A 26,140-nucleotide genomic window follows, 5' to 3' on the forward strand; every position below is an offset into this window, starting at 1 on the left:
TCATATCAAACTGAGGGAGTTCAATAAGAATTAGTTGGATAAAATGAGTCAATAGCAAAAAAGACATTCTCTAAAGGAATGTCTTTTAAGCAGTTATTTAAAGTTATACTGTTATTATGTGTGTATCAAGTATAATTGTACCTCACAAAGGATTTCTAAATTTTTCAATGATAAAGTCAATAAAATACCTACTTGCTATAGGCAATACCCTTTTGTCTTTATATGCCAGACTAATTGTACGAACAACAGAGGGAGAGATTGATTTTGTTACAATATTATAAGGGCATCGACTTAACACAAGTTTCGGCAAAATTGAAATGCCAAGCCCTTGTTCAATCATGGACATAATAGCATAATCATCATGTACTCGGTATTGAATATTAGGTTCAAAGTTATTCTGTCTAAAAATAGTTAATGGTTCACTTATTTCGCCCTCATCTAAAAGTATATAAGGTTCTTTTGATAGTTCTTTGAGAGAGACTTTGTTGTGGGTTGCTAAAGGATGATTTGTTGGTAATACAGCAAGCATTTCATCTTCTTGCAAGGAACTCGTGGTTAGATTCGATACAGCTTTTGGATTAACAAAACCAAAGTCTACACTTCCTTCTTTTATCCAATTAGCTATTTCCGTATAATCACCTTGATGTAATTCAAAATGAACAGATGGGTACTGTTCCTTAAAATCTCTAAACAATTCTGGAAGCCAATGACATGAAACACTGGTAAAGGTGCCAATCCTAATAAGACCACTATGGATACCTTCCATCTCTTTGAGCTTTTCTCGAAGTTCCCTGTGTGAATTACAGATTTTTTTTATGTATGGCAAAAACTCCTCTCCGTCTGGTGTGAGGGTAATACCCGTTCGTGAGCGTATAATTAGAGTAGTTGAAAGTTCTTCCTCCAATGAATGAATCATTTGACTAATAGCGGATTGAGTATAACCTAGTTCTTCAGCCGCTTTGGTAAAACTACCTGTTTCTATCGCTTTTATAAACGCATAATAATGATTCAAGCTCATGAACCCCTTTGTATTAGAAATTCTAATACTTCTATTATAAATATTGGTTTTACTAATGTAAAAGCAGATGATACGATATAGCCAATCTTAAAAGAAACTCATGAAAGATTGGTGTTTACTTTTATGACAAAAAAACAAGCTAACTTGATTTTAGCTACTGTCTCTATGGGGTGGGGGACATCTTATATTTTTATGAAACTTTGTGCGGATTCAATCTCTCCATTTACAATAGTAGCATTGCGATTTGGAATTGCATTTATCGTTATGATGGCGATATTCTACAAAAAAATAGTTCGTGTAGACACTAAAACATTGAAATTCAGTGCGATTATTGGAGCTCTGTTATGCGGCATTTTCATCGCTCTTATTTATGGAATGAAAACTACCACTGCTTCTTCAGCAGGATTTTTGGTGAGTACAACAGTTATTCTAGTGCCAATTTTGCAGACATTAATCACAAGAAAATTGCCTCATAAAGAAATAATCTATGGAGTTATAATTGTTTCAATTGGCTTACTTCTCCTGACTATTAAAGATGATTTTACTTTTGCATTAGGTTCGTTTTATTGTTTGGTTGCCGCCTTCCTTTATGCGGTACATATCATAGTAACAAACTTCTTTGTTAAAGAGGTTGATGCCCTACAACTCGGAATTTTTCAACTCGGATTTGCTTGCCTTTATGGAACATTCGGAAATTTAATATTTGAAACTCCTGTTATACCTCACGATATGATTGATTGGCTATCAATACTTGGTCTAGCACTAATCTGCTCCGCTTATGGTTTTGTCATGCAGCCGATCGCTCAAAGGTATACAACACCTGAAAACACTGGTTTTCTCTTTTCGCTTGAACCAATTTTTTCAGCCATATTTGCCTTTATTTTTCTGCATGAAAATATGGGTCTGCAAGGATATTTAGGTGCATTGATTATTTTAGCTGGTGTTTTTATTGCAAACTCTACACCTAAAAATCAATTTATACTTAAGGAGATGAAATTATGAATGTATTGATTATCTATTCACACCCAGAGCCAAAGTCATTTAATGGTGCTTTGAAGGACCTCGCTGTTTCAGAATTAACTTCTTTAGGTCATCAAGTCAAAGTATCGGATTTGTACGCTATGAATTTTAAAGCAGTAGCAGACCCTGATGATTTCGATAGATTGCATAACAGGGAATTTTTTAAGTACCAGATAGAGCAAGGAATTGCATCGAAAACGGATAGTTTTTCCTCTGATATTCAAGAAGAGCAAGAAAAACTTCTATGGGCAGATTTTGTTATTTTCCAATTTCCTCTTTGGTGGTATTCTGTTCCTGCAATTTTAAAAGGTTGGTTCGATAGAGTATTTGCATCTGGTTTTGTTTATGGGAAGGATATTGGAAGATATGATACTGGTGGACTTAGAGGCAGAAAAGCTATGTTGTCAACCACAACAGGCTCTCCTCATCACGCATATACTCCGTATGGAATGGATGGAGATATTCATGAAAAGATACTTTATCATATAAATCACGGAATGCTTTATTTCGCTGGACTAGAACCTGTTGAGCCATTTATAGCTTGGACACCAGCACGTGATGAGGATACTAGGAAGCGATATTTTGAGGAATATAAAAAGCGCCTCCATAATCTATCGGAAATTCCTTCTATTCCGTATCATCCTTCTTCTCATTATGACGAAAATCACCAATTAAAAATGAAGTATAGATAAGGACTAGAATGGAAGCTCTTTTCTTATTTGGAAGTGAGATTGTGAAGGATTGTACTTAAAGTAACGGGTGCTTATGTTTAACAAAGGGTTGCGGTGGCAGCTCTTTTTTCTTGTTCCACTAACGGGCAGGTTAGTGGAAGAAGGAATCGTGATTTTAATGTAGAATATTTCTCTGAGGAGTGATTCTATGGATATAAGATTTTCGTTTGTTTTAGACACAGATGTACCAACTGGACCAGAATATTATGGATCTTATATGAATGGTTATATAACAGGTAATTTAAATATTTATATAGATGAAAAATTATTTTTCGAAGAACCATTTACCAACCTAGCAGAACTAGGATGGAAACTGGGCAAATGGTTACAAAAGATTCGTGGTGTTAGAGAGAATATGGACTTTGATACCATTGACCATGACGAGGCTATAATCAACTTTCTATATGAGGGTGAAGTTAATTGGAGAATTTATTCAATTTGGCAAGAGTTTGAAACAGACAAATACATTTCCACAACTGTATTAGTAGAAGCTGTAACACATTATCTTCACGAATTGAATAAGGAACTTCACTCAATTGATTACTTTGTTACTCTGGATAAGTACCTTTAGTAAGTAATATCAAAGGAGGTGAGGAAGGTAAAATGAATCAATCCTATTTTTATTTAAAACTAGAAACACATCAATTACATATGTCTTATAAAAATGAAAAACGTCGCGTGCGTGTTTTATTGCCGAAAAATTATGATAAAGATGAGGCTAAAAATTATCCAGTTGTCTATATGCATGATGGACAAAATGTTTTCTACAGTAGTGAAGCTTATAGCGGGTATTCATGGAAAGTTATTCCGGCAATTAAACAAAACCCCGATTTTCCGAAGATGATTGTTGTTGGGATAGATAACGCTGAACAAGATCGAATTAATGAATATACGCCTTGGAAAATTACTGAAAGCCCACTTCCTGAAGATATTGAACTAGGCGGAAGAGGCGCGGAGTTTGCTGAGTTTGTCATGACAGTCGTGAAACCGTTTATCGATAAGCATTACCGAACTAAATCGGATAAATATCATACAGCGATGATTGGCAGTTCACTTGGAGGAAATATTTCGGCTTTTATGGGTATTGAATATAAAGATCAAATTGGTGGTTTAGGCATTTTTTCTTTAGCCAATTGGATTACAAGTGAAGCCTTTGACAGTTATATTGCTAGAAAAGAGTTGGATCCTGAACAACGCGTGTACATTCAAGTTGGGACTCAGGAAGGCGATGATGCCGATCGACAATTGATGTATGGTAATATGAAGCAGGCATATATCGATTGCTCGCTTAAGTATTATAAACAACTGATAAAAGGCTCTGTTCCAATTGATAGCATTCGTTTAAATATTTTTGCGGATGAAGAACATAATGAAAAATCTTGGGCAAAACACTTGCCAGAATGTTTACGTTTCTTAAGTGAGAAGTGGTCTTGAATGAACTGAATAATTATATTTGACTGAATTTGATCATGGGAGGAATCTATCACTTTTTTTGAATATTTTTGGAAGTTTAGATTGATTATAAATTGAAATAATTGTACCTTAGTCGTAAAAATAATGAATTTTTTGATTCTGAAAAAGGAGCTTTTTTTATGAATTATATTTTGATATCACCATATTATCCAGGTAATTTTCAGTCATTTGCTCATCGTTTAAAAGACGCAGGTGTCAATGTTTTAGGAATTGGCGAAGAGCCATATGACCAATTAGGTTCCGAATTACAAAACTCTTTAACAGAATATTATCGTGTGAATAATTTAGAAGATGTAGATGAAGTGAAACGTGCTGTTGCATTTTTATTTTATAAACATGGTCCAATTGACCGCATTGAATCCAATAACGAATACTGGTTAGAACTTGATGCGCAGTTGCGTGAGCAATTTAACGTGTACGGCAATAAAACGAATGACTTGAAAAAAGTTAAGTATAAATCTGAAATGAAGAAGCTGTTTAAAAAAGCAGATGTGCCTGTTGTAGAAGGAAGAATCGTTAAAACTAAAAAGGAGTTATCTAAAGCCATTGATGAATTAGGACTGCCAGTTATCGCTAAACCGGATAATGGAGTTGGATCAGCTGCAACCTTTAAATTAAGTTCAGAAGAGGCTGTACTTCATTTTGAAGAAGAATGGGGAGAAGCACAAGTGTACTTCTTAGAACCATATGTCGAAGGAGGCGTGCTTTGTACATTTGATGGTTTAGTGGATCAGAAAGGGAACATTGTTTTCCAAACAAGCTTTACATATAATGTGCCAACTCTGGAACTCGTTAATGGTCAGTTGGATTTAGCTTATGTGATTCAAAAAGAAATTGATCCAAAGCTCGAAACTTATGGAAAGGCGATTGTGAAAGCTTTTGGCATGAAAGAACGCTTTTTCCATATTGAGTTTTTTAAATTAGAAAATGGGGATTATGTTGCACTTGAATACAATAACCGCTTGGCTGGCGGCTACACGATTGATATGTACAATTTCGCGTACTCCATTGATTTATTTGCTCAGTATGCTTCTCTTGTGACAGGAGGAGAATTTAAGAAGTCCGATTCCAAAAACAAGTTTTGTGTCGGTGTAACACAGCGTGATGCGTATGAGTATAAACATGATACGAATGCTATTTATGAACGATTTGGCGACCGTGTGAAGTTTGAACAGCGCATGCCAGATGCGTTTGCGGAACTCCAAGGAAATCAATTTTATGCGATTAATGCAGATTCGCATGAAGAAGTGGATGACATTATCCGTTTTGTACATGAACGAAAAAATTTGGGAAAGGAGATTTTTCTATGCATATAGAACAGTTAAACCATTGGAGTGGCGAATTAGGACGTGAAATGCTGTTAAACAGATATGGACACAGTGGCATGCCAATCGTAGTTTTTCCTTCATCTGGAGGGACGCATTCTGAATACTATGATTTTGGAATGATTGATGTGTGTCATGACTTTATTGAATCCGGAAAAGTTCAATTTTTTACATTGGCTAGTATAGATAGCGAAAGTTGGCTGCACGACTCAAAACCGGCGCATGACCGTGCATTAGCTCATGAGGCATATGACCGTTATGTGATTTCAGAAGCTATTCCATTTATTAAACATAAAATAGGTTGGTTTGATCCAATGATGACAACGGGGTGTAGTATGGGGGCATATCATGCGTTGAACTTTTTCTTGAGACATCCGGATGTCTTCCAAACAACCGTTGCACTAAGCGGTGTTTACGATGTGCGTTTCTTTTTTGGGGATTACGGAAATGATCCGCTTGTATACGAAAATTCACCGAGTGATTACATATGGAATCAAAAGGACGGCTGGTTAATTGATCGATATCGTTCAGCAGATATCATTATTTGTACCGGGCTGGGTGATTGGGAACAGGATGGGCTGCCTTCATACTATACATTAAAAGAAGCCTTTGAAGAAAAACAAATTCCAGCATGGTTTGATGAGTGGGGCGAAGATGTTTCGCATGATTGGATTTGGTGGCGACGCCAAATGCCGTATTATTTAGGAAAATTACTTAAATAAAATGTCAAAAAACATCAGTACGGTTGAGTCGCTGGTGTTTTTTGACAGGGGATTTTTTGATTTTTAGGTAATAAATAATTGATGTCGTATTAAAAGTAGCAATAAAGTGGTAATAAACACTTAAATGTGGTGATAAAAAGGCAATAAAATAACAATATACTGTCGTCGTTAAAAGAAACCCATATAATATATTATGGACAATATTCTCACAAAACATATAAAACCATTTAATATAAAAATAGACACCTTCTGTGTCTATTCAGGAGACAAAAACCCCACTATTCATAAGTTCTTCGCTTTATTAATTTGAGTTAGAGTATGCATCGTCCACGAAAATAAATATTTAAAACGAGGGGCTGTCCTATTCTTGGACAGCTCTTGATATTTTTCGGTTGGAAGATTGTGAAGGAATGTACTTACACTAACGGGTGGATTAGTAAAAATATCAAAAGGTGATCTAATAATGAGTATACAAGTCAAATTGAAAGATATTATTGAGGAAATGGAAATACAGTTTGAAGAATCACGTTCATTTCTAAATCCTGTTCCAATCATATCGGTGCCTTTTACAAAGGCCCTTCCCCAATGGAGAAGGGCTAATGTTTTATTTTAAATTTTTTCGTCCTTGTTCATATTTCTCCTCATGCATATGATCAACATAATCATCTGATATTTCACCTAAATGAAGTAAATCCTCCCCGTTGTCTACAACTTCCAGTGATTCAAAAAACTCTTGAGGTATATTAAAGTCAATCAGAAGTTCCCCTGAAGGACTGTAAACACTGCCAGATAAACTACCTTTTGGAGGTTCTTGCATTTTTAATAAATCATTTAAGGTTACTGGTTGGCCGTTAACCTTAAAGTTCATTTTAATTTCATACAACGCAATTGTTTGTTCTAAAATTTGAACCATTTCATTAAGTTCTTCATCGCTTAATTGACTAGGATCTTCTACATTGGTGAATTTTTCCCAAAGGGTATCGTTTGTTGCTATTTGGTCGAGTTGATCTTTATTTTTTTCTTCTACTTCAGCTAAGTAGTTAAAAAATCTTTCTGCTTCTTCTTCAGTAATGCCAAATTCCCCTAATGCTTTTTCGGTTTCCGCCATATACTCATCGTTGTTTACATAGAATTCAACTGATGCATCCAAATCCTCTATAAATTTATAGTCATTCAAGTTATCACCAAAATGGTCCATTAAATCATTAAATTCTTTCTCGGTAAGACCATATTTAGTTAATAACTCCTGAAAATTTTTCGAGTTAATTGGGGTACCCATGACATCTTTAAGTTCTTCCACTGTGTTAAAATCATCTAATGGAATTTCATAGTAGGAAAGATAGTCAAATAAGTCTTGTTTAGTCCATCCTATTTCCGCTAAATATTGGTTCAATTCATTTTCTGGTGGAGCAGCATTCGCTGAAGGAACATTCAATAGGAATGGCAGCATGAGCATGAGCACTAACAAAACCTTAATACGGACCATTGGTACCCTCCTTTAATTTGGTGCAATTATAATTTACCCTGATAAGGGATACTTAGAAGTATAAACATACCTAATTCTATTGGAAGTAACACCAAGATTACACAGAACTGAGGCAGATGAATGGAAAGTTATACATACCGTAGTGGACGAGCTCGCTTTTTTTAGTGAATATGATTAGACAAGGAATTTTGTTTTAAACTCACTAATAGGCCAAATAAATGTGGAAAATATGTCCTTAAGCAATATTTTATTTTTTATTTTTATAAAATTTCTCCTAAAAAATCGTTAGCATAATTATTGGAACCTAAAATAAATGTAAAGACTTTCATAGGGCACATGGTGTCTTACAAGAAAGTGTATGCCCTCCTATAGGATAAACTCTAAAACCATTTAATAGTTCCTGACGTAGAGGATAGGGAAAATTTCATCGCTATTCTTCCCAATCGTTCACTTTCATAAAAACGTGTGTAATGTGAAATCCTATTATCACTGGAACAAAATGGAGGATGTTATAAATGAGAGAGATTCAAGAAAAAGGTCTATTCTGGCATTGGGGAATAAGGATGTACAGATTGCGCTGGGCAGTAACAATTTTTTGGATATTGTTATTTATAGTTTCTGCATATTTTGTCCAAAAACTACCTGATAGGCTTAAGGAAAGTGGATTCAATTCGAAGGGAAGCGAATCGGACCTCGGATTTTCATTAATGAAAAAGGAACTTGGGACGTCACCGTCTACAGTCACTATTGTTTATACAAGTCATGATACTGACTTAACAAGTGAACAAGCGAAGAAGGACATACTGCATTCATTAGATAAATTAAAAAAACGAAACTATGTTGAAAAAATTCACATCAATTCAACAACTCGTTTAATAGAGGATAAGGGAATTCAGTCTGTTGTTGTTGAACTAAAACTAAAGAATCAAGAGGCTCTTAACCATTTTCCAGAGATGAAAAGGCTAATAGGGAAGCCCCAGGGAATGGATACATATGTTGATGGGGAAATTGCGACAACTCATGAAGTACAGCAGGCAACAAAACAAGACATGGCACATTCAGAAAAGATTGGCCTTCCAATTGCCTTACTTGTCCTATTATTTATTTTTGGGACAGTGTGGGCAGCCATTCTGCCTCTATTAGTTGGGATAATGAGTGTATCACTGGCACTTGGAAAAATTTATTATCTTACTGATTATTACTCGTTCTCAAATTTTCTTCCAAATATAGTTATGATGCTGGGTCTTGCGATCGGAGTTGATTATGCACTGTTTCTTGTCAGCCGTTTTCGAGAGGAATTAAAGAGACAGGAATCAGTAAAGGAAGCTGTGGCCATGGCTACACAAACAACAGAAGGCAAAGGAAAATGTCACTGAAGTATCATCCACTAGGAGCATAAAGAAATATGAGGATAAGATTCACCAATTACCTGGTGTGCTTTCGGTTCAAAGTTTTATCGATGTTCTTGGAAACCGTACACCAGAAGAAACCTTTCAACTACTTAAGTTAAAGGGTACATATGACCGAATGTTAAATGAAAGTTTATTGAAAGGGAATTTTGCTTTGCTTACAGTTGTACCACGGTCAAGGCCAGATTCGACCGAAGCTTCCAATCTTGTTCACCAGATAAGAAATGTATCAACAAATGAATTGGAAACGTATGTTACTGGGCAAACCGCTTTGCTTGTGGATATGATGGATCGAATAAATTTCGGTTTACCGTTGATGATGTTATTTATTATATCTGTGACTTACTTGAGATTGTTGTTTGTTTTTAAGTCGGTTCTAATTCCGCTTAAAGCGGTTATGATGAATGTCTTAAGCCTTGGAGCAAGTCTAGGAATAGTGGTAATTATTTTTCAGTATGGATGGCTCACTAATTTACTAAATATTACATCTACTGGCTATGTTAGTATCATTATGCCTGTAACAATCTTTTGTATTGTGTTTGGTATTTCAATGGATTATGAAGTCTTTTTAATATCAAGGATTAAGGAAGAATACGATAGGTCAGGTGATAATGAAAAAAGCACAGCCGCAGGACTCCAGAAAACGGGTCGTCTTATCAGTAGTGCTGCATTAATTTTACTAGTAGTTGTTGGTTCATTCATTTTTACCAATATTGAGATTACAAAAGGACTCGGTGTTGGTTTATTTTGTGCTATTTTTATTGATGCTACCCTGATTAGAATTATCGTGGTTCCCGCATTAATGAAACTGCTCGGTCCTGCGAACTGGTGGGCTCCTAGATGGATTCTAGGAAAATGATTTTTGGAGTGGTTAAAAAAGTAGATTTATTATATCGCTGAGCATTCAGGTAACGAACTAAGCGATACAAAGGTTAGCTCCGTATCGGTACGCAACCTTTTGCGGCAGGACTTATTGAATTTATGCCTCCTGCTGAACGTAAAAACCTCTAGCGAATGAAGAAAGTCGTTTTCAGAGGATGATAAATTCATATTTATAGAACCCATTAAGTGCCGTGTAAAGTATAGGAACCTAACTAAAGCTGGGTTCCTCCGGATCCCGTCATTTGTACAATGGAATTAAAAAAATATCAGGATGGAATCGAAATGGTTTCATTTTTTTTATGATTACATAGCAGTATTGTGAAGGAATGTACTTAAACTACCATGAAAATAAGTTTCTTCAAGATTAGAAAAATTACCCGGAACAGACACTGAATGAGCTGGCTGAAATTAGCAGCATCTTGTAAGGAAGCATTAAATCCCGATGCAGTTAATGGTGTAGGTAGATGTGCAGAGTAAATCAGGTATTGGCACATGTGAGCAATACTCCTTTTGAACTAATTGAATTCTGCCAGAAGAATGACATCCTGGTAGAGGCATATTCACCAATTGCACACGGTGCAGTTCTGGATAATGCAGAGGTTAAGGTAATAGCTGATAAGTATGGAGTATCTGTTGCTCAGCTTTGCCTACGTTATGACATCCAGCTTGGTCTTGTAGTAATTCCTAAGACGGCAAATCCGGATCACATGAGAAACAATGCAGATCTTGATTTTGCTATTACCGATGCAGATATGGAAACTTTGAAGAATGTAGAGCACATCCAGAATTATGGTGAACATAGCTTCTTCCCGGTATTTGGCGGGAAATTAAAATAAACAGGTAATGAATGAAGCACTAAACTAGAATTTGCGCGTCTTGCATAAAGTACAATTTCTGCGTCTGTTTCATCGAGTAATCTCTCAGTCAACATTCGAGAAATTTGACCAGCTAAAGGTGAGATATTCCATGGAGCCATTTTGATTAGTCTGACAGCACAGGAAATCCGTGATCTTGAAGCATCGGCAAAAGAAACCGATGTTGTGGTCAGAGGCGCGTGGGAAAAGCCTATGTATTAAGATAATATGAATCGACCGAGATAAAAACCTGTGTCCTACGGCAGGGCATGCACCGCCCGAATCTTTAGTCTATACGGTTCCATATAAACTAACATTTCAGCATCAATGCGCCACGGCGGAATTAGGGCATTTCGCTGGCTATATGTGAATTCAAATTAAATAGAAAAAAGAAGAAAATTCCTATTTCAAGTTTCTTCTAAGAAATTTTCTTCTTTTTTCTAAAACCCTATACAATCCTCTCTAACAATATCCCCAATTCTTTTGCCATGACCTTAGGTGGATAAGGCATTCCTTCTTTTAACCATGATTCCAAAACCCCTACGTAAGCATTTGCGGCGAATTTAACAATAACATCTTCTTTTAGACCCTGATTTTTCGTTATGTCCACTTCAACCTTGAAAGCTTCTATAAGAAACTCTAGGAACTTATTGCGAAAAGAAGGAGCCGCTTTACTCGCTAACATTGTCGAAAAGAATAAATAATTACTTTCAAAGTATTCGAAAAAGGTTTCAGTTGCTTCTACCCATTCCATTTCACATGCCCATTCTCTTGTTTCCCTAAGTTTGTCTATATGTTTCTCAATGATCTTATCAAGCAAGTCAAATTTATCCGTGTAATGCAGATAAATGGTTCCTCGATTAACATTTGCCTTGTCAGAAATGTCCTGAATGGTAACGTCATCGAAACGTTTTTCAGTCATCAGTTCAATTACAGCCTTTTTGATGGCTTCTTGACTTTTGGTTATTCTTCTATCCACTTTAGACATTATAAAATCACCAATCTTTCCTAAAGATAATCACCAATTTTTATTGATTTGTTGAGTAATCAACGAAACGCATTAAATTTACTATAAACAATTGAAAGGAAAAGGTTAAAAAAGCAAAAACTCATGGGTATAAGAAACTCAAGGAGATTATCCATTGGTTTTAATATAGCTCAGTAAATTTGTTTAGATAATCAACATTTTTGATTAATATGTTGAATAATCAACGAATCACCTTAATTTAATCATTGAAAGCATCCTATTTCTTTTTATAATTATAAACAGGTGTTGATTAATCAATCAATATTTATTTTTTACAGACATCATGTTTATCTACTTTTTGGAATACTAGAAGCAAAATAAATTCAAGCAGGAGGTTTTTTAAGTGAACCGTGTTGAAAAGAGCAAGGAAAAATACAAACAACTATTTGGGAATGGAGTACCTGCCGCATACGCTACCGACTCTGATTTTCAAGACATCCTGAGCCGATTTATTTTTGGGGAAGTTTTTTATCAAGGTAATCTGGATGACAAACATCGTGAGCTTATCACTCTGGTTGTGCTTGCGACCAATCAAACATTACCTCAATTAAAGGCTCATGTTCTAGCTGCGCTGAATGTTGGGCTGACACCGGTGGAAATCAAAGAGGCAGTTTACCACGTTCAGTGTTCTTGGAAAGCCCATATATGGAAGACAGTGGGTGACGTTAATGAAATTATTCCTGAAAATTAAGAAAGGATGATATTTTTATGTCAAATATTCAAGATAAAGTTGTTATTATTACGGGTGCTTCTTGAATATTTCTCCTGGCAGTTACAGCGAACGTTTAGAAACAACAACTGACCCAACGGCGAAAGCAGGATTAGAAGAATTTACAAGGTGGCAATTGATGCTGACCGCATTGCTCGTGCAATTGCATTCGCCATTGAGCAGCCATCAGATGTAGCTATTAATGAAATGATTATTCGTCCAACTGTTCAAGTTGGTTAATAATGAAAAAATAAAGTTTATTGGAGGAATTAAAAATGGCAAAACATGAAGAAGTAAAAAATGGCGTTATTTTCCCAGCGGGCGAAAAAAATGAAGCATTTGCACAATTTTTTGTGGGACAAAGTTATCTTCAATCATTAGTATCTGATCCTAATGTGAGTGTTGGTGTTGGGAATGTGACCTTTGAACCAGGATGCAGAAATAACTGGCATATTCATCATGATGGATATCAACTTTTATTAGTAACTGGTGGCGAAGGCTGGTACCAAGAAGAAGGAAAACCTGCTCAATTCTTAAAAGCTGGTGATGTTATTGTCATCCATGATGGTGTGAAACACTGGCACGGTGCTACAAAAGATAGCTGGTTTGAACACATCGCAATCACTGCAGGAACTCCGGAATGGTTAGAACCTGTTGATGATGAATGGTATAACAAGTTGTAAAAAACTAACGCATCGAATCATTTGATTCGATGCGTTAATTATGACGGTCATACAAACAAAAGGGCGGAAACAGTATTGAAAATGGTACAGCCGTTACCTTAAGCCAAGAAGTTATTAAAAATGCAGCCATTGAGTTGATGATATGCATATTAGACATGCTGCCTTAACCAACCTTTTTATAGATAATCAACAATTTTGGTTGATTTGTTGAGTAATCAACGAATTGCGTTAATTTAATCATTGAATGCATTCAGTTTCTCTTTATAATAATAAACAGATGTTGATTAATGAATTAACATTGATTTTTTTAAGGGTTTTATGTTCAGGTCAGACCTGAAAATTGAACTTGCATCAAAAAATGCGGGGAATGGAGATGGTTATTATACGTATGGACAGGTTAAAGATATATTCTTTGCTGTCAGTTGCTTTGTTGATCTCATCCGGTCCATTGATTGCCGCAAACATTCCTGCAATCGAAAAGGAATTTCCGACAGTAAATCCAACCCATGTAGGGCTTTTAACAACCATTCCTTCACTGTTTGTCATTCTAGGTATCTTAGTTGCGAATCGTTTGGAACTATAGATTGGAAAGAAAAGAACAATATTGATTGGTTTAGCGCTTGTTTTTCTAGCAGGGGTTTTTCCGGTACTAAAACATGATATCTTTTCGTTTTTATTTCTTTCACGCTGCTTCTTTGGTTTAGGAATCGGTTTATTCAACCGCTTAGTCATTCAAATGATTAGTGATATATTTCAGGATGATCCCCGCAGAAAAGCAATTGTAATTGGATTGGAAAGTGCCTTTGAAGGATTGGGTGGCATTTGTTTGACGTTTATAGTGGGGCAGTTGTTGAAAATCAACTGGTATACATCGTTTCTTATTTATGCTCTTGCGCTTCCAATTTTTCTGGGATTCCTTTTCTTTGTTCCAAATGACAAGAAGAAAATGGCAAAAAGAAAAGCAGAACCAAAAGGAACTGTATCGGACAGTCACAACGACGTAGGATCCTATCGCTCGGTCTTTGGTTATGGTATTTTGCTTTTTGTGATTGTAACCATTTTTATTAATTACAATATTCAGGTTACCCCACTGCTTTTATCACAAAGGACAAAATAGAATTCTCTCACCATGATTGAGAATTCTATTTGTTTTTAGAACAGTAAATTTGATAGATATTCGCTTAAAAGTCACATAATTTTTAACTTGTTTTAAAATTGGAGGAGAAACAATGGAATCAATTAATCAACAAATGCTAACCGGGGAACGCGCTCTTTTTAAGAGTCGAGATCTTATCATTAAGGATTCAGTATTTGCAGATGGAGAGTCACCGCTAAAGGAAAGTTGTGATATTTCCATCGATAATAGTATTTTTAAGTGGAAGTATCCTTTATGGTATAGCAAAAATATCAGTGTAAAGAATAGTAGTTTTCTTGAAATGGCACGATCCGGAATTTGGTATACTCATCATATTTCAATCAGTGACAGCATCATTGAAGCACCAAAAACATTTCGACGTTCAAGCGATATACACCTGACCAACGTTGATATGCCAAATGCACAAGAGTCCTTTTGGAGCTGTAAAGATGTTTACTTAACAAATGTGACCGCAAAAGGCGATTACTTTGCAATGAATAGTGAAAATATCAAAATCGATAATTTCAGATTGGTAGGAAACTATGCCTTTGATGGGGCGAAAAACATTGAAATCCGAAATGCGAAGTTACTTTCGAAAGACGCTTTTTGGAATTGTGAAAATGTCACTGTTTACGATTCTATCATTATCGGTGAATATCTAGGTTGGAATTCAAAAAATATCACGTTTATTAACTGTACCATTGAAAGCAACCAAGGCATGTGCTACATGGATCATTTGGTGATCGAAAATGGGAAAATGATCAATACGGATTTAGCATTTGAATATTCAACAGTAGACGTGGAAGCAACAACAGTGATTGACAGTGTGAAAAATCCGATTAACGGAAAGATTAAAGCGAAGAACATTGGCGAATTAATATTGGATGACCAAGAAATTATCTCAGCTAATACACAGTATGAACTGGATAAAGCAGGTGAACCCTGTGACCTTTAATTTTGATGAAATGACGAATCGCTTTAACACGAACTCTTATAAGTGGGATGTTGGATACGAGGAGCTCCCGATGTGGGTAGCAGATATGGACTTTGAGACATCCCCAGCTATTGTTAAGGCAATGCAAAAGAGATTAAACCACCACATTTTTGGTTATACAAGCGTACCAGATGCATATTATCACGCAGTTGCCCGGTGGTGGAAAAATAGACATCAATTTAATATAGAAAAAGAATGGATAATGTTCTGTACCGGTGTGGTGCCAGCGATTTCTTCCATTGTGCGCAAAATGACGAAGGTCGGCGACAAAGTGTTGGTGTTGGCACCTGTCTACAATATCTTTTACAACTCAATCGTCAATAATCAACGAAAAGTTCTCACAAGTGAATTGATTTATAAAGACAATCTATATTCCATTGATTTTGGTGACTTAGAAGAAAAATTAGCTGATCATGACACAACCCTCATGATTTTCTGTAATCCCCATAACCCAATTGGTAAAGTATGGGATAAAGAAACTCTTGAGAGAATAGGAAACCTTTGTATCAAACACAATGTTCTTATCCTTTCTGATGAAATTCATTGTGATTTAGCACATCCGAGATATCGCTATATTCCATTTGCATCTGTTTCAGAAGAGTTTGCTCAAAATAGCATTACCTGTGTAGCACCGACGAAAACATTCAATCTTGCCGGGATTCAGACATCTAGTATTATCGTGCCAAATCCAGAGATAAGAAAACTCGTGAATCGTGGAATTAATACCGATGAAGTGGCTGAACCTAATGTTTTTGCCATTGAAGCGGCGATCGCAGCGTTTACAGAAGGTGAACCTTGGCTGGAAGCATTATTGGATTATCTGATGGGAAACAAGCAATTGATTGAACACTTTATCACAAGTAACATTCCGGATTTTAAAGTGATTCATTCAGAAGCAACTTATTTAGCGTGGATTGATTGTAGTGCTGTAACGAATAATACCAAAGATCTATGTGAATTTATTAGGAAAGAAACAGGGTTGTACATTTCAGAGGGTGCTATTTTTGGTGGCAATGGTAATAACTTTATTAGACTAAACTACGCATGCCCGAAAGCGCGGCTTGAAAATGGATTACAGCGTTTGAAAAAAGGGATTGCTGCATTTCAACTTCTAGACAATCCAATATGATTAATGGGGTTATCCGATAATTAATAAAAATATTTAAGGAGGAAATTATCATGACAAATATTGAAGGAAAAGTTGTCATTATTATGGGTGCATCAAGTGGGATTGGAGAAGCGACTACCAAGAAACTTGCACAAGAGGGAGCAAAACTTGTCATTGCGGCTCGTCGCGAAGATCGTTTGGAAGCTCTTATTGAATCATTACCAAATGCTGAAATCTCATACGCCGTTGCAGATGTAACGAATAAAGAGGAAGTACAAGCCGTTGTCAATTTGGCGGTCGAAAAATATGGTCGTGTCGATGTACTTTATAACAACGCTGGAGTCATGCCGACTGCTCCACTTTCAGAAAAGCGCTTTGATGAATGGCGCCAAATGTTAGACATCAATATCATGGGTGTGTTAAATGGGATTGCTGCTGTTTTACCGATTATGAAAAAGCAGCAATCCGGTCAAATTATTGCGACTGACTCTATTGCAGGACATGTCGTTTATCCAGGTTCTGCTGTATACTGTGGCACAAAATTTGCTGTTCGGGCTATCATGGAGGGGCTTCGTCAGGAAGAAGGAGAAAATAATATTCGTTCAACTATTATTTCCCCAGGATTAGTAGATACCGAACTTTATACAACGATTAATGAACCTGAAAACCGTGAACGAGTGAAGAGTAATGCTAAAATAGAAGGTTTGGGATTGAAGTCAAGCGACATTGCCGATGCAGTGGCTTATGCCATTAGCACACCGGAAACTGTTGCGGTAAGTGAAATCTTGATTCGCCCAACGAAATCAGTGAAATGAATATAGGTAAAGTATTTACCGAGACAAAGGATAAAATGGTGACTTAAAGTGGTAAAACACTACAAAAGGTGGTGAAGATTATGAAAAAGATAATCACCTTGTTTCTGAGTTTTTTGGCAGTTATGCTGTTAATTTCATGTACCAATATGCAAAGAAATACAACAACTACCGAAACGGAAGTTGATTTAAATGAGACATCGAGAACAAGTTCACCTGTCTCAGAAAAAAAGAATCTAAAAAAACAGAAAGAGGGTGTAAAGGAAATGAAAATAAAATTAACTGTTGGGCAGGACGAATATACTGCTAGTTTGAATGACAGTAAGACTGCGAGTGATTTTATAGCCCTTCTTCCTATGACGTTAACACTTGAAGACTATGCGGGAACGGAAAAGATTAGCGACCTTCCAAAAAGATTGTCAACTACCGGTTCTCCAGAAGGTACCGCAGCTTCGATTGGAGATATTACGTATTATGCTCCTTGGGGAAACTTGGCTATATTTTATAGGGATTTTGGTTTTGCAAAGGGACTTATTAAATTAGGTAGGATAGAGTCCGGAACAGAAAAGCTTGCAAATAATCATGGTGATTTTAAAGTTAAAATTGAAAGAATTGATTAACACCAGTTGGAAGATTCATTGGCGGCTGCCGATTTTAACATGACAACAGAAATGTATGCTGAAATTTCTAATTTATCGAGAGTAGATTCGCCCGCAACGGATCGATGGAGATTAAGTTCTTCAACTAACGAGTGCTTATGTTTAATAAAGATCTTCTATGGTGGCTCTTTTTGTTATTCCGCTAACGAAGCAGGTTAGTGAAACAAGTTAAAAGTCTATATCCAAGACTAGAGGGTTCCGTTTTGAGGTGCTTTCTTAATAATGACATAAGAAATGACGTATGAATTGGCATACGTCATTTTCTTTATTTATCAAGGTTTTTAGGACTTTTTAATGAACATTGACATAACAATTGACATCAATTTTTATAATGGATAATAAGTATTGTACAATTAAAAAAGAATGCCAAAACTACTGTCAGTATTAATGTCGTTATGATTAAAGGGAGGAAGAATAATGTTCAATAACGTAAGACTAAGAAGAATAATTTTAGATTTAGCAGTTACTTTAGATGGTTTTATTGAAGGGAAAAATGGGGAAGTTGATTGGTGCATTATGGGCTCTGAGATGGGGTTTATTAATTTCTTAAATCAAATTGATACAATTTTATATGGAAGAAAAAGCTATGATTTTTGGGGACAATTTACTCCAGAAAATGAAGATATTAATACTGAAAAAGAAATTTGGGAATTAGTTCATAGTAAAGAAAAATATGTGTTTTCCAGAACGCAAAAAGGGACTGATAATAAAGCAATATTCATAAATGATAATATTCTTGAAGAAGTAAATAAATTAAAGAATAAGCCTGGTAAAGACATCTGGCTATATGGCGGGGCAAGTCTTATTACATCTTTTATCAATTTAGGGCTTGTTGATGAATTTAGATTATCTGTTCACCCAGTTATTTTGGGAGAAGGAAAACCGTTGTTTATTGATATAAAACAGAGGTTGAATTTAAAAATGGTTAATACAAGAACGTTCTCCTCTGGCGTTGTGCAACTAATCTATCATTTGAATGGGAATTAATAATATTGCACATTCTTCCAAAGATAAAATGCAATAAATATCATAAGGTTATACTTGATAGTAATTGTCACTTCTTCAACTAACGGAGTGCGTCTCCACAATACATCACGAGCCATGCGTTCCATATTCCTGTTGAACATGGAGAAGGTCTTCAAGTCCTTAATTATAAAATTGGTCAGGAGTTTAAAGCTCATTTTGATTTTTTTCACCTTCTAAAGCAGTTAATAATCCCAGAATTAGCACACTCGTCATGTACTTGAATGATGTAGAGCATGGTGGAGAAACTTATTTTCCAAAACTTAATTTTTCAGTCTCTCCACAAAAGGGTATGGCAGTGTACTTCGAATATTTTTATAATGATCATACGTTAAACGAGTTAACTTTACATGGCGGAGCACCAGTTATCATTGGAGATAAATGGGCGGCAACACAATGGATAAGAAGAAAAAGAGTAAACTAGGCAAGCTTTGAAGGTTGACAAATCCACCAATCCAAATATTTTGACGATAAGTTTAACCGTTGAAATAAAAAAATCACAATACTAATACTCTGCAGACCTTTTTAAGAGAGGATCTGCAGATATTGTCGGTAACTATAGAGGTGGTAATTTTATGGATAATGGGTAAAGGTCACCTATGATCATTTTAGCCATTTAGTAGTTTTCATGACAAAAATTGACATTCCATGACAAAAACCGATGAGGATTGCATTTCTAACGAAGTAGGAGTAAACTATGTAAAATAATACACCTAATCGGGAGCCTGTGGAATCAGGCTGAGAGTACGGCTATTCTGTCGTAGACCGAATGAACCTGTTGGGTAATGCCAGCGTAGGGAGAGTGACGACGAACTATTATGCACTTTGCTCACGCAAAGTGCTTTTTATTTATGAAAGGATTTGAATGAAGATGAATCAGCAGCATGATATTATCCAAAACCTTCTTAAATGGATGCAACATGATTCTACCTTAGAAGAAGCGTTTAATGAACAAGCCTTGAGATTATTTTCTTATCAATATCAATACAACCTTCCATATCGGACTTTTTGTATGCAAAAAGGAAAGACACCAAGAGTGGTGAAGTCATGGCGGGATATTCCGGCCGTCCCGATCAATGCCTTTAAAGAGGTAACATTAAGCTGTACCCCTCCTGAAGACGCTAAGGCCGTTTTTATGACAAGTGGTACCACAAAAGGGATCCGGGGCAAGCATTATCATCCGACCCTACATATTTATGACCAATCTATGATTCTTAATTTTAAACAAAGAGTGATGAAGGACACGGAAAAAATCCGAATGTGCGTCCTTTTTCCTACCGAAACAGAAATGCCCAACTCGTCACTAGCTCATTACTTGGCTCTGGCCGTAAAGGAGTTTGGCACAGAGGATAGCCACTATTTGATCACCAACAATGGTATCGACTTCGAACGCTTGCTAAAAGAATTGGAGCATGCCGAGAAAACAGGGGATCCCTATGCCCTCATAGGAGCAAGTTTTAGCTTTGTTCACATGCTTGAGGAACTCGAACGCCTTGGGCGAACCTTCTCCTTGCCAAAAGGAAGCAGAATCTTAGATACTGGCGGGTTCAAAAATCAATCAAAGGAATTGGAATTGGATGAATTTTATCAGCTGCTGTCAACTTACTTAGGTGTAGACCGGTCAGATTGCCTCAATATGTATGGGATGACAGAGCTGAGCACGCAATTTTATGACAATGGGAATCAATTATTTCCATCGGTTAAGTCCGGCCCGCACTGGATTCGCACAAGAGTGATCAACCCTTTAACGGGTGAAGAGGTCCCAACGGGTGAACGAGGTGTTCTAGTTCACTGTGACCTGGCTAACTTTAACTCAGTTACGACCATTTTAACAGAAGATTTAGGGGTAGAGGTAGACAACGGTTTTCTATTATTAGGACGTGTGCAGGGAACGGAAGCCAAGGGCTGCTCGATCGCTGTTGAGGATTTTTTAAAGGCAGCCAAGGGGGCAGAGGAATGATAGAGGTGGCAGGCTATCTCCCGGATATAGGCGAAGAGGAATTTGACAAGAAGGTTTTTCTTATTCAAGGAAGAAAGGGAAGCCTAGAGGTAGAAATCCCGCACCTTACGACGGAACAGCTAAAAAAAGTCATTGAAAAAGTCAAAAAGGCAAGTGCGGAAGCATTAAAGTCCTTTACGGTTGTTGAAATCGTCAATATCATCGACCAAGTAATTGAGAGATTACTAGACAGGCGATCGGTCTATCGCCAAAAAGCAGAAACGCTTCTACCCATCGTAACGGGCTATGATGAAGAGGTCATTCGTCTTGGACTTACCTCTTATTTAAAAACCTTTCGGAAACATGAGCTGCAGCGGTTTCTTGTCGAAGATTTAGGGAATCCGTTATTGCTTGATGAATTTCAGCCCCGGGTAAAAGGCGGCTTTTCCCAGGCAGTTGGACCCGATCTTATTACCCATATTTGGGCGGGAAATGTTCCGGCACTTCCATTATGGAGCTTTATTTCCGGTTTGCTAGTCAAAGCAGGGAATATCGGAAAGGTCTCAAGTGCCGAACCTCTTTTTGCCGGTTGGTTTGCCAACTTGATGGTCGAGGTAGAACCAAAATTGGCAGATTGCTTTGCCGTCGTTTGGTGGAAAGGAGGAGACGAAGAAAGGGAGAGGTCTGTTTTTGGACTAACCGATGTGGCCGTTGGATATGGTGGAAACGAGTCGTTGGAGGCATTAAAAAGCCGGATTCCAATTACCACCCGTTTCCTGCCCTTTGGCCACAAAATCAGCTTTGGAGTGGTTTCTTGCTCGAGTCTGGATTCGCGGAAAGCGGTACAATCCGCCCATCAGGCCGCAATTGATGTGGTTCGTTATGACCAGCAGGGCTGTTATTCCCCGCAGACCTTTTATGTTCAAAATGGAGGAAAGGTTTCGCCAAAGGAGTTTGTAGGCTTTTTGGCCCATGAACTGGACAACTTTGCAAAAAGGTATCCGAGACGAAAGCTTTCAATAGAAGAGTCGGCTGCACTCGCTTCGTGGCGGCAAAAAGAAGAAATGAGTATATTCTCGCAACCCAAAAAAGAAGTGCTAGGATATGGAGAGAATGAATGGACAGTTGTTTACGAAGAAGAGACCAGCTTCCACCCAAGCTGTTTAAACCGAGTGGTAAAAGTAATCGCATTTGATAGAATAGAAGATTTAATTCCCGTTATCGCACCCTATCGCTCCTATCTCCAAACAGCCGGTATTGCCGCCAGCCCGAAAGAGCTTTTTCAATGGGGCGGCTTATTGGGGAAAATTGGAGTAACGAGGATGACGGCATTGGGAGCCATGACCTCTCCGGAAGCCGGCTGGCATCACGACGGCCGTTTTAATTTGCTTGACTTGATACAAATGGTGGATATTGAGGCATCCGCTGAAGAATTTTGTGAAAAATTTGCTCCTTATGTTGATTGATTAGGAGGTAAACGATGAGTTTTTTGACAATCCAAGATGTGACATACAGGTACCAAGGAAAAGAACCAGTCATCAACCAGGTAAACTGGAGCATTAACCAAGGGGAGTTTCATAGCTTGCTGGGGAAAAGCGGTTGCGGGAAGACGACGTTGTTGAAGCTTGCAGCCGGCTTGCTTCGTTCGGATGAGGGAATGATTTCACTAAATGGAACCGAAGTGGTAAAGCCATCCGAACAATGCGGATTTGTTTTTCAATCACCGACATTATTGGAATGGAAAACGGTGATCGACAATGTTCTGCTCCCTGTTTCCCTGAAACGAAGGGTAACAGCGGAGGATCGCCGGAATGCTATAGAATTATTGGGACTTGTTGGACTAGAGGCCTATCTCGATAGATACCCTACGCAATTATCAGGAGGGCAACAAAGCCGTGTAGCCATTGCCAGGGCGCTAATTCAAAAGCCGTCGATGCTGTTTTTGGATGAACCCTTTGCGGCGCTGGACGCGATTACCAGAGAAGAGCTTCAAGACGACCTTTTAAAGCTTTGCCAACTGCATCAAACAACCGTTCTGTTTATCACGCATGACATTTCGGAAGCAGTTTATCTCTCCGACCGGATCGCCGTCATGGCGGAGGGAAAAATTATTTATAACACAGAGGTCCAGCTTCCAAAGCCGCGGACGATGAACATGAGATATGAGCCGTATTTTAACGAGCTTTGTTTTAAGGTTCGTCAAGTAATGGGCGGGGTATACACATGAAGAAAATGCCGATTTATTCTATCAGTCTATTTGTTCTTTTGCTTCTGGGATGGGAAATGGCAGCAGGTTCCATGTCAGAGCTTGTCTTGCCGGCTCCTTCTGTCATTTTCGCCACTCTTGTGGAGGGGATGAAAAGCGGTTATTTTTGGCCGCATATCGTTCGGACGCTAGAAGAGGTGCTGCTCGGCCTGTTCTTTGGGGGCTTATTTGGTTTTATTACTGGGATTCTCATGGGAGAAGTGGAGTTTTTTAGAAAGCTCCTGGCTCCCTATGTGATTGCCAGTCAAGCTGTTCCCAAACTGGCGCTGGTGCCATTATTTATTCTTTGGTTTGGTTTTGGCATGACCTCCAAGGTTGTGATTACGGCATTGATTTGTTTTTTTCCGTTATTGGAAAACACCGTCACGTCCATTCAGTATACAGATATGCAGAAGCAGGAACTGTTTCGAATGCTTGGGGCGAGCCGCTGGCAAACCTTAGTCCATTTAAAGATACCGGCCGGACTGCCAGGAATTCTTGCCGGTTTTCGCGTAGCCGTGGTATTAGCCATCGTTGGAGCCGTGGTAGGAGAATTCGTTGGCGGCAGTGACGGGTTGGGTGCGTTGATTATTGCTTCCCAGGGAATGATGGATACACCATTGATGTTTGCTGTATTGATCTTATTAACCATTATCGGAATGGTGCTTTATCAGGTTGTATATTTACTGGAAAAGAAATGGGTAAGACGCTATATAAAGGAGACAGAAAAATGAAAACAAAAGTTATTTTAACAATTTTATTGGCATGTGTTTTAGCATTTACAGCAGCATGCGGGACAAAGGAGCAAGAAAAAACTAGCAAGGCATCTGGCGAAAAACAGCTGAAAACGATTCGTGTAGCCAACTGGAGCAAGCCGATTACCGAGCAAACCAATTTATTAGTGGATGAGAAAAAAGGTTTTTATAAGGATAAAGGATTAAAAGTGGAGGTGATTCCTGGCGCCGGCGGCGGAGATGCGATCAAGAATATTCTCTCGGGCCAGGCAGATATTGCGTTTACAGACCCGGGATCCCTGTTCTTTGCACTGGATAAAGGTGAAAAGCTGCGTGTAATTTATAATATCTATCCGCAAAATGTGTTCAATATCGTATCACTGAAGGAAAAAAACATTACCAAACCGGAAGATTTAAAAGGGAAAACCATTGGGGTATATAGCTTAACAAGCGGAACCCGTCAAAATTTACTCGTTCTTTTACATCAGGTCGGTCTATCTGAAAAAGATGTCAAAATTGTCGAAACTGGTCTGTTGAATTTTGCTCCGTTAATGCAGGGGCAGGTGGATGCCACAGCCGCAACTGATACGGGCTTGGTGATTGGCAAACAAAAAGGTTTGGGTGACGTCAATGTCATGGATGTAAAAGATTATTTAAATGTTCCAAGTGACGTATTTGTGGTTACAGAAAAAACATATCAAGAGAAGAAAGACGAGCTGAAAAAGTTTTTAGAGGCTTATCGCAATAGTGCCGAGTGGATGATTGAAAATCCAGAAGAAGCCGCCTCTCTAGCGATGAAGTATGCAATTGATGGAAAAGATGAACAACAGAATTTACAAATTATTAAATTGCGAAATGCTTCAAGTGTTTCTGAAGAAACGAATGAAAAAGGTTTAGGGACTATGGATGTCAATGTCCTACAGCAAGGGGCAGATACCTATCAGAAATTGGGATTAATCCAAAACCGACTTAAATTGGAGGAGGTCGTGACGGAGGAATTGATTCCAAAGAAGTAATGGAGGCCGAAAATGAAAAAGTTTGAAGGAAAGACCGTACTTGTTACAGGAGCCAGCCGCGGCATCGGTGCTGCCATTGCCCGTGCCTTTGCAAAGGAAGGGGCCTTTGTCATCGTTAATTATCTGCAAAATCATACGGCCGCTGAACAAGTGGCATCCGCTTGTATCGAACTAGGGGGGGATGCCTGGGCCATCCAGGCAGATGTCACTTCCGAAACGGCTGTTAATCAAATGATCGACCAAGTTGTATTGGAAGCAGGAAAAATAGACGTTGTCGTAAACAATGCTTTCAAACCGTATGTCTTTGATCCGGATCAGCGGAAGCTGGCCTGGGAGGTTAAATGGGAGGACTATCAAGCCCAGCTTGATGGAGCATTAAGATCAACCCATTATGTGTGTCAGGCTGTACTTCCTGTGATGAAAAAACAAAGCCAGGGCAGCATCATCAATGTGACCAGCAACCTAGTGGTAAGACCAATTGTTCCCTATCACGAATATAATACGGCGAAAACCGCACTGACGGGCTACACCCGCAATTTGGCGGTGGAGCTTGGTTCTTTTGGAATCAGGGTCAATTGTGTTGCGCCGGGACTTGTTTACCCAACAGATGCCAGTAAACATACGAAAGAAGAAGTTAAGGAAATGATTATAGCACAAACACCTCTGCGACGACTTGCGGCTCCTGAAGATATTGCAGGACCTGTTATGTTTCTGGCCTCCGAATGGAGTCAATTTATGACCGGACAAACATTGTTTGTCGATGGCGGCCTTGTGATGGGATAAGGAGATATTAGTATCGGATGGGGCAGTGTGTAGTGTCGGATAGGCCGTTGTTACTGTCGTATAAAGTGTCATTACTGTCAGATAAGGACTCACTCTTTTGCTATTAGTACGTTTATAGGAAGATTATGTAAAAACATTAATACAGGATCAAGGTTGCTCGGAGCAAGAAATACTTGAAGCAATCGGAGTGACTGCTGCCTTTGGCGGTGGGGCGGCAATGAGCCAGGCAGTTACTCTTGTCCAAGAATGTATACTAGAATTAAATCAGCTGAAGCAGTAATGGAAGTAAGTTAAAAAAACGCTATGACAAGTACAAGTCACCTTTAAGCTGACAAGTATCTTCCCATAGTGTT

The 26,140-nt window shown here is 37.9% G+C and carries 28 protein-coding genes and 3 pseudogenes; 28 read left to right on the forward strand and 3 right to left on the reverse strand.

Going from position 1 to position 26,140, the window contains the following annotated elements; translation table 11 throughout:
- Positions 1–142 precede the first annotated feature (142 nt).
- A complete protein-coding gene (locus J7E67_RS29995; RefSeq protein WP_214716611.1) occupies positions 143–1,012 on the reverse strand; it encodes a LysR family transcriptional regulator in 870 nt (289 codons plus the stop codon).
- A gap of 129 nt (positions 1,013–1,141) precedes the next feature.
- Here J7E67_RS29995 and J7E67_RS30000 point away from each other — a divergent pair, with 129 nt between their 5' ends.
- The 7 genes from J7E67_RS30000 to J7E67_RS30030 all read left to right on the forward strand — a co-directional run bounded on the left by J7E67_RS30000 (position 1,142) and on the right by J7E67_RS30030 (position 6,902).
- Complete coding sequence (locus J7E67_RS30000) at positions 1,142–2,020, forward strand: DMT family transporter (protein ID WP_214716612.1); 879 nt, start codon at positions 1,142–1,144, stop codon at positions 2,018–2,020.
- Positions 2,017–2,730, forward strand: coding sequence for an NAD(P)H-dependent oxidoreductase (locus J7E67_RS30005; RefSeq protein WP_214716613.1), 714 nt, complete (start codon positions 2,017–2,019; stop codon positions 2,728–2,730). Before J7E67_RS30000 ends, J7E67_RS30005 begins: the two co-directional genes overlap by 4 nt.
- A gap of 187 nt (positions 2,731–2,917) precedes the next feature.
- Positions 2,918–3,340, forward strand: a complete 423-nt coding sequence (locus J7E67_RS30010; RefSeq protein WP_214716614.1) for a DUF7878 domain-containing protein — start codon at positions 2,918–2,920, stop codon at positions 3,338–3,340.
- 32 nt (positions 3,341–3,372) lie between these two features.
- A complete protein-coding gene (locus tag J7E67_RS30015; protein WP_214716615.1) occupies positions 3,373–4,203 on the forward strand; it encodes an alpha/beta hydrolase in 831 nt (276 codons plus the stop codon).
- A gap of 158 nt (positions 4,204–4,361) precedes the next feature.
- Entirely contained in the window at positions 4,362–5,558 is a 1,197-nt protein-coding gene (locus tag J7E67_RS30020) for an ATP-grasp domain-containing protein (RefSeq protein ID WP_214716616.1), read from the forward strand.
- Positions 5,549–6,289, forward strand: coding sequence for an esterase family protein (locus J7E67_RS30025; RefSeq protein ID WP_214716617.1), 741 nt, complete (start codon positions 5,549–5,551; stop codon positions 6,287–6,289). The genes J7E67_RS30020 and J7E67_RS30025 overlap by 10 nt, the downstream gene beginning before the upstream one ends.
- Positions 6,290–6,752: 463 nt before the next feature.
- Positions 6,753–6,902 carry a hypothetical protein gene (locus J7E67_RS30030; protein WP_180247642.1) on the forward strand — a complete coding sequence of 50 codons (150 nt, stop codon included), beginning with the start codon at positions 6,753–6,755 and terminating at the stop codon, positions 6,900–6,902.
- On the opposite strand, the gene J7E67_RS30035 is transcribed toward J7E67_RS30030, so the two are convergent.
- A complete protein-coding gene (locus J7E67_RS30035) occupies positions 6,894–7,775 on the reverse strand; it encodes a processed acidic surface protein (protein ID WP_214716618.1) in 882 nt (293 codons plus the stop codon). The two genes, J7E67_RS30030 and J7E67_RS30035, sit on opposite strands and share 9 nt — an antisense overlap.
- Before the next feature lie 515 nt (positions 7,776–8,290).
- On the opposite strand from J7E67_RS30035, the gene J7E67_RS30040 reads away from it, so the two are divergent.
- The 3 genes from J7E67_RS30040 (at position 8,291) to J7E67_RS30050 (ending at position 10,902) form a co-directional block, all read left to right on the forward strand.
- On the forward strand, positions 8,291–9,151 hold the full coding sequence (locus tag J7E67_RS30040) for an MMPL family transporter (RefSeq protein WP_214733405.1): 861 nt from the start codon (positions 8,291–8,293) through the stop codon (positions 9,149–9,151).
- A 187-nt stretch (positions 9,152–9,338) separates the two neighbouring features.
- Positions 9,339–10,043, forward strand: a complete 705-nt coding sequence (locus J7E67_RS30045; RefSeq protein WP_214733406.1) for an MMPL family transporter — start codon at positions 9,339–9,341, stop codon at positions 10,041–10,043.
- 487 nt (positions 10,044–10,530) lie between these two features.
- Positions 10,531–10,902, forward strand: a complete 372-nt coding sequence (locus J7E67_RS30050) for an aldo/keto reductase (protein WP_251027096.1) — start codon at positions 10,531–10,533, stop codon at positions 10,900–10,902.
- Between the two features lie 466 nt (positions 10,903–11,368).
- Here the strand turns inward: J7E67_RS30050 and J7E67_RS30055 are convergent, their stop codons facing one another.
- Positions 11,369–11,908 (reverse strand): TetR/AcrR family transcriptional regulator, encoded by a 540-nt coding sequence (locus J7E67_RS30055; protein WP_214733407.1) that lies wholly within the window; start codon positions 11,906–11,908, stop codon positions 11,369–11,371.
- Between the two features lie 382 nt (positions 11,909–12,290).
- Between J7E67_RS30055 and J7E67_RS31720 the strand changes: the two genes are divergently transcribed.
- From J7E67_RS31720 to J7E67_RS30145, 18 genes and pseudogenes are all read left to right on the forward strand, one after another.
- Positions 12,291–12,638 carry a carboxymuconolactone decarboxylase family protein gene (locus tag J7E67_RS31720; protein WP_308161494.1) on the forward strand — a complete coding sequence of 116 codons (348 nt, stop codon included), beginning with the start codon at positions 12,291–12,293 and terminating at the stop codon, positions 12,636–12,638.
- 165 nt (positions 12,639–12,803) lie between these two features.
- A pseudogene (locus J7E67_RS32500) lies at positions 12,804–12,896 on the forward strand (oxidoreductase); the annotation flags it as partial.
- 35 nt (positions 12,897–12,931) lie between these two features.
- Entirely contained in the window at positions 12,932–13,339 is a 408-nt protein-coding gene (locus J7E67_RS30070; protein WP_214733408.1) for a cupin domain-containing protein, read from the forward strand.
- A gap of 373 nt (positions 13,340–13,712) precedes the next feature.
- Positions 13,713–13,922, forward strand: coding sequence for a hypothetical protein (locus J7E67_RS30075; RefSeq protein ID WP_214716626.1), 210 nt, complete (start codon positions 13,713–13,715; stop codon positions 13,920–13,922).
- Positions 13,923–14,456 carry an MFS transporter gene (locus J7E67_RS30080; protein WP_308160711.1) on the forward strand — a complete coding sequence of 178 codons (534 nt, stop codon included), beginning with the start codon at positions 13,923–13,925 and terminating at the stop codon, positions 14,454–14,456.
- 112 nt (positions 14,457–14,568) lie between these two features.
- Positions 14,569–15,429, forward strand: coding sequence for a DUF3737 family protein (locus J7E67_RS30085; protein WP_214716628.1), 861 nt, complete (start codon positions 14,569–14,571; stop codon positions 15,427–15,429).
- Complete coding sequence (locus tag J7E67_RS30090) at positions 15,419–16,597, forward strand: MalY/PatB family protein (protein WP_308160710.1); 1,179 nt, start codon at positions 15,419–15,421, stop codon at positions 16,595–16,597. Before J7E67_RS30085 ends, J7E67_RS30090 begins: the two co-directional genes overlap by 11 nt.
- A gap of 50 nt (positions 16,598–16,647) precedes the next feature.
- Positions 16,648–17,391: an SDR family oxidoreductase gene (locus J7E67_RS30095; RefSeq protein WP_214716630.1), complete on the forward strand. Its 744-nt coding sequence runs from the start codon at positions 16,648–16,650 to the stop codon at positions 17,389–17,391.
- A gap of 80 nt (positions 17,392–17,471) precedes the next feature.
- Positions 17,472–18,008, forward strand: a complete 537-nt coding sequence (locus tag J7E67_RS30100; protein WP_251027097.1) for a cyclophilin-like fold protein — start codon at positions 17,472–17,474, stop codon at positions 18,006–18,008.
- Positions 18,009–18,464: 456 nt separating this feature from the next.
- A complete protein-coding gene (locus J7E67_RS30105; protein WP_214733409.1) occupies positions 18,465–19,034 on the forward strand; it encodes a dihydrofolate reductase family protein in 570 nt (189 codons plus the stop codon).
- Positions 19,035–19,144: 110 nt separating this feature from the next.
- Positions 19,145–19,494, forward strand: a pseudogene (locus J7E67_RS30110) (prolyl hydroxylase family protein); the annotation flags it as partial.
- Positions 19,495–19,935: 441 nt separating this feature from the next.
- Positions 19,936–21,030 carry a LuxE/PaaK family acyltransferase gene (locus J7E67_RS30115; RefSeq protein ID WP_308161495.1) on the forward strand — a complete coding sequence of 365 codons (1,095 nt, stop codon included), beginning with the start codon at positions 19,936–19,938 and terminating at the stop codon, positions 21,028–21,030.
- Positions 21,027–22,475: an acyl-CoA reductase gene (locus J7E67_RS30120; RefSeq protein ID WP_214733410.1), complete on the forward strand. Its 1,449-nt coding sequence runs from the start codon at positions 21,027–21,029 to the stop codon at positions 22,473–22,475. Before J7E67_RS30115 ends, J7E67_RS30120 begins: the two co-directional genes overlap by 4 nt.
- Positions 22,476–22,489: 14 nt before the next feature.
- Complete coding sequence (locus J7E67_RS30125; RefSeq protein ID WP_214716634.1) at positions 22,490–23,236, forward strand: ABC transporter ATP-binding protein; 747 nt, start codon at positions 22,490–22,492, stop codon at positions 23,234–23,236.
- On the forward strand, positions 23,233–23,988 hold the full coding sequence (locus J7E67_RS30130; RefSeq protein WP_214716635.1) for an ABC transporter permease: 756 nt from the start codon (positions 23,233–23,235) through the stop codon (positions 23,986–23,988). Before J7E67_RS30125 ends, J7E67_RS30130 begins: the two co-directional genes overlap by 4 nt.
- On the forward strand, positions 23,985–25,004 hold the full coding sequence (locus tag J7E67_RS30135) for an ABC transporter substrate-binding protein (protein WP_214716636.1): 1,020 nt from the start codon (positions 23,985–23,987) through the stop codon (positions 25,002–25,004). The genes J7E67_RS30130 and J7E67_RS30135 overlap by 4 nt, the downstream gene beginning before the upstream one ends.
- 12 nt (positions 25,005–25,016) lie before the next feature.
- Positions 25,017–25,787 carry a 3-oxoacyl-ACP reductase gene (locus J7E67_RS30140; RefSeq protein WP_214716637.1) on the forward strand — a complete coding sequence of 257 codons (771 nt, stop codon included), beginning with the start codon at positions 25,017–25,019 and terminating at the stop codon, positions 25,785–25,787.
- Positions 25,788–25,932: 145 nt separating this feature from the next.
- Positions 25,933–26,067, forward strand: a pseudogene (locus J7E67_RS30145) (carboxymuconolactone decarboxylase family protein); the annotation flags it as partial.
- Positions 26,068–26,140: the final 73 nt, after the last annotated feature.

It is taken from the genome of Bacillus sp. ISL-46 (assembly GCF_018613205.1).

What these genes read in the sequence shown, in the direction of transcription:
- J7E67_RS30000 (WP_214716612.1), top strand. Translation starts at nt 1,142, where the DNA reads ATGACAAAAAAACAAGCTAACTTGATTTTAGCTACTGTCTCTATGGGG.
- J7E67_RS30005 (WP_214716613.1), top strand. Translation starts at nt 2,017, where the DNA reads ATGAATGTATTGATTATCTATTCACACCCAGAGCCAAAGTCATTTAAT.
- J7E67_RS30010 (WP_214716614.1), top strand. Translation starts at nt 2,918, where the DNA reads ATGGATATAAGATTTTCGTTTGTTTTAGACACAGATGTACCAACTGGA.
- J7E67_RS30015 (WP_214716615.1), top strand. Translation starts at nt 3,373, where the DNA reads ATGAATCAATCCTATTTTTATTTAAAACTAGAAACACATCAATTACAT.
- J7E67_RS30020 (WP_214716616.1), top strand. Translation starts at nt 4,362, where the DNA reads ATGAATTATATTTTGATATCACCATATTATCCAGGTAATTTTCAGTCA.
- J7E67_RS30025 (WP_214716617.1), top strand. Translation starts at nt 5,549, where the DNA reads ATGCATATAGAACAGTTAAACCATTGGAGTGGCGAATTAGGACGTGAA.
- J7E67_RS30030 (WP_180247642.1), top strand. Translation starts at nt 6,753, where the DNA reads ATGAGTATACAAGTCAAATTGAAAGATATTATTGAGGAAATGGAAATA.
- J7E67_RS30035 (WP_214716618.1), bottom strand. Translation starts at nt 7,775, where the DNA reads ATGGTCCGTATTAAGGTTTTGTTAGTGCTCATGCTCATGCTGCCATTC.
- J7E67_RS30040 (WP_214733405.1), top strand. Translation starts at nt 8,291, where the DNA reads ATGAGAGAGATTCAAGAAAAAGGTCTATTCTGGCATTGGGGAATAAGG.
- J7E67_RS30050 (WP_251027096.1), top strand. Translation starts at nt 10,531, where the DNA reads ATGTGCAGAGTAAATCAGGTATTGGCACATGTGAGCAATACTCCTTTT.
- J7E67_RS30055 (WP_214733407.1), bottom strand. Translation starts at nt 11,908, where the DNA reads ATGTCTAAAGTGGATAGAAGAATAACCAAAAGTCAAGAAGCCATCAAA.
- J7E67_RS30070 (WP_214733408.1), top strand. Translation starts at nt 12,932, where the DNA reads ATGGCAAAACATGAAGAAGTAAAAAATGGCGTTATTTTCCCAGCGGGC.
- J7E67_RS30075 (WP_214716626.1), top strand. Translation starts at nt 13,713, where the DNA reads ATGGTTATTATACGTATGGACAGGTTAAAGATATATTCTTTGCTGTCA.
- J7E67_RS30085 (WP_214716628.1), top strand. Translation starts at nt 14,569, where the DNA reads ATGGAATCAATTAATCAACAAATGCTAACCGGGGAACGCGCTCTTTTT.
- J7E67_RS30095 (WP_214716630.1), top strand. Translation starts at nt 16,648, where the DNA reads ATGACAAATATTGAAGGAAAAGTTGTCATTATTATGGGTGCATCAAGT.
- J7E67_RS30100 (WP_251027097.1), top strand. Translation starts at nt 17,472, where the DNA reads ATGAAAAAGATAATCACCTTGTTTCTGAGTTTTTTGGCAGTTATGCTG.
- J7E67_RS30105 (WP_214733409.1), top strand. Translation starts at nt 18,465, where the DNA reads ATGTTCAATAACGTAAGACTAAGAAGAATAATTTTAGATTTAGCAGTT.
- J7E67_RS30115 (WP_308161495.1), top strand. Translation starts at nt 19,936, where the DNA reads ATGAAGATGAATCAGCAGCATGATATTATCCAAAACCTTCTTAAATGG.
- J7E67_RS30120 (WP_214733410.1), top strand. Translation starts at nt 21,027, where the DNA reads ATGATAGAGGTGGCAGGCTATCTCCCGGATATAGGCGAAGAGGAATTT.
- J7E67_RS30125 (WP_214716634.1), top strand. Translation starts at nt 22,490, where the DNA reads ATGAGTTTTTTGACAATCCAAGATGTGACATACAGGTACCAAGGAAAA.
- J7E67_RS30130 (WP_214716635.1), top strand. Translation starts at nt 23,233, where the DNA reads ATGAAGAAAATGCCGATTTATTCTATCAGTCTATTTGTTCTTTTGCTT.
- J7E67_RS30135 (WP_214716636.1), top strand. Translation starts at nt 23,985, where the DNA reads ATGAAAACAAAAGTTATTTTAACAATTTTATTGGCATGTGTTTTAGCA.
- J7E67_RS30140 (WP_214716637.1), top strand. Translation starts at nt 25,017, where the DNA reads ATGAAAAAGTTTGAAGGAAAGACCGTACTTGTTACAGGAGCCAGCCGC.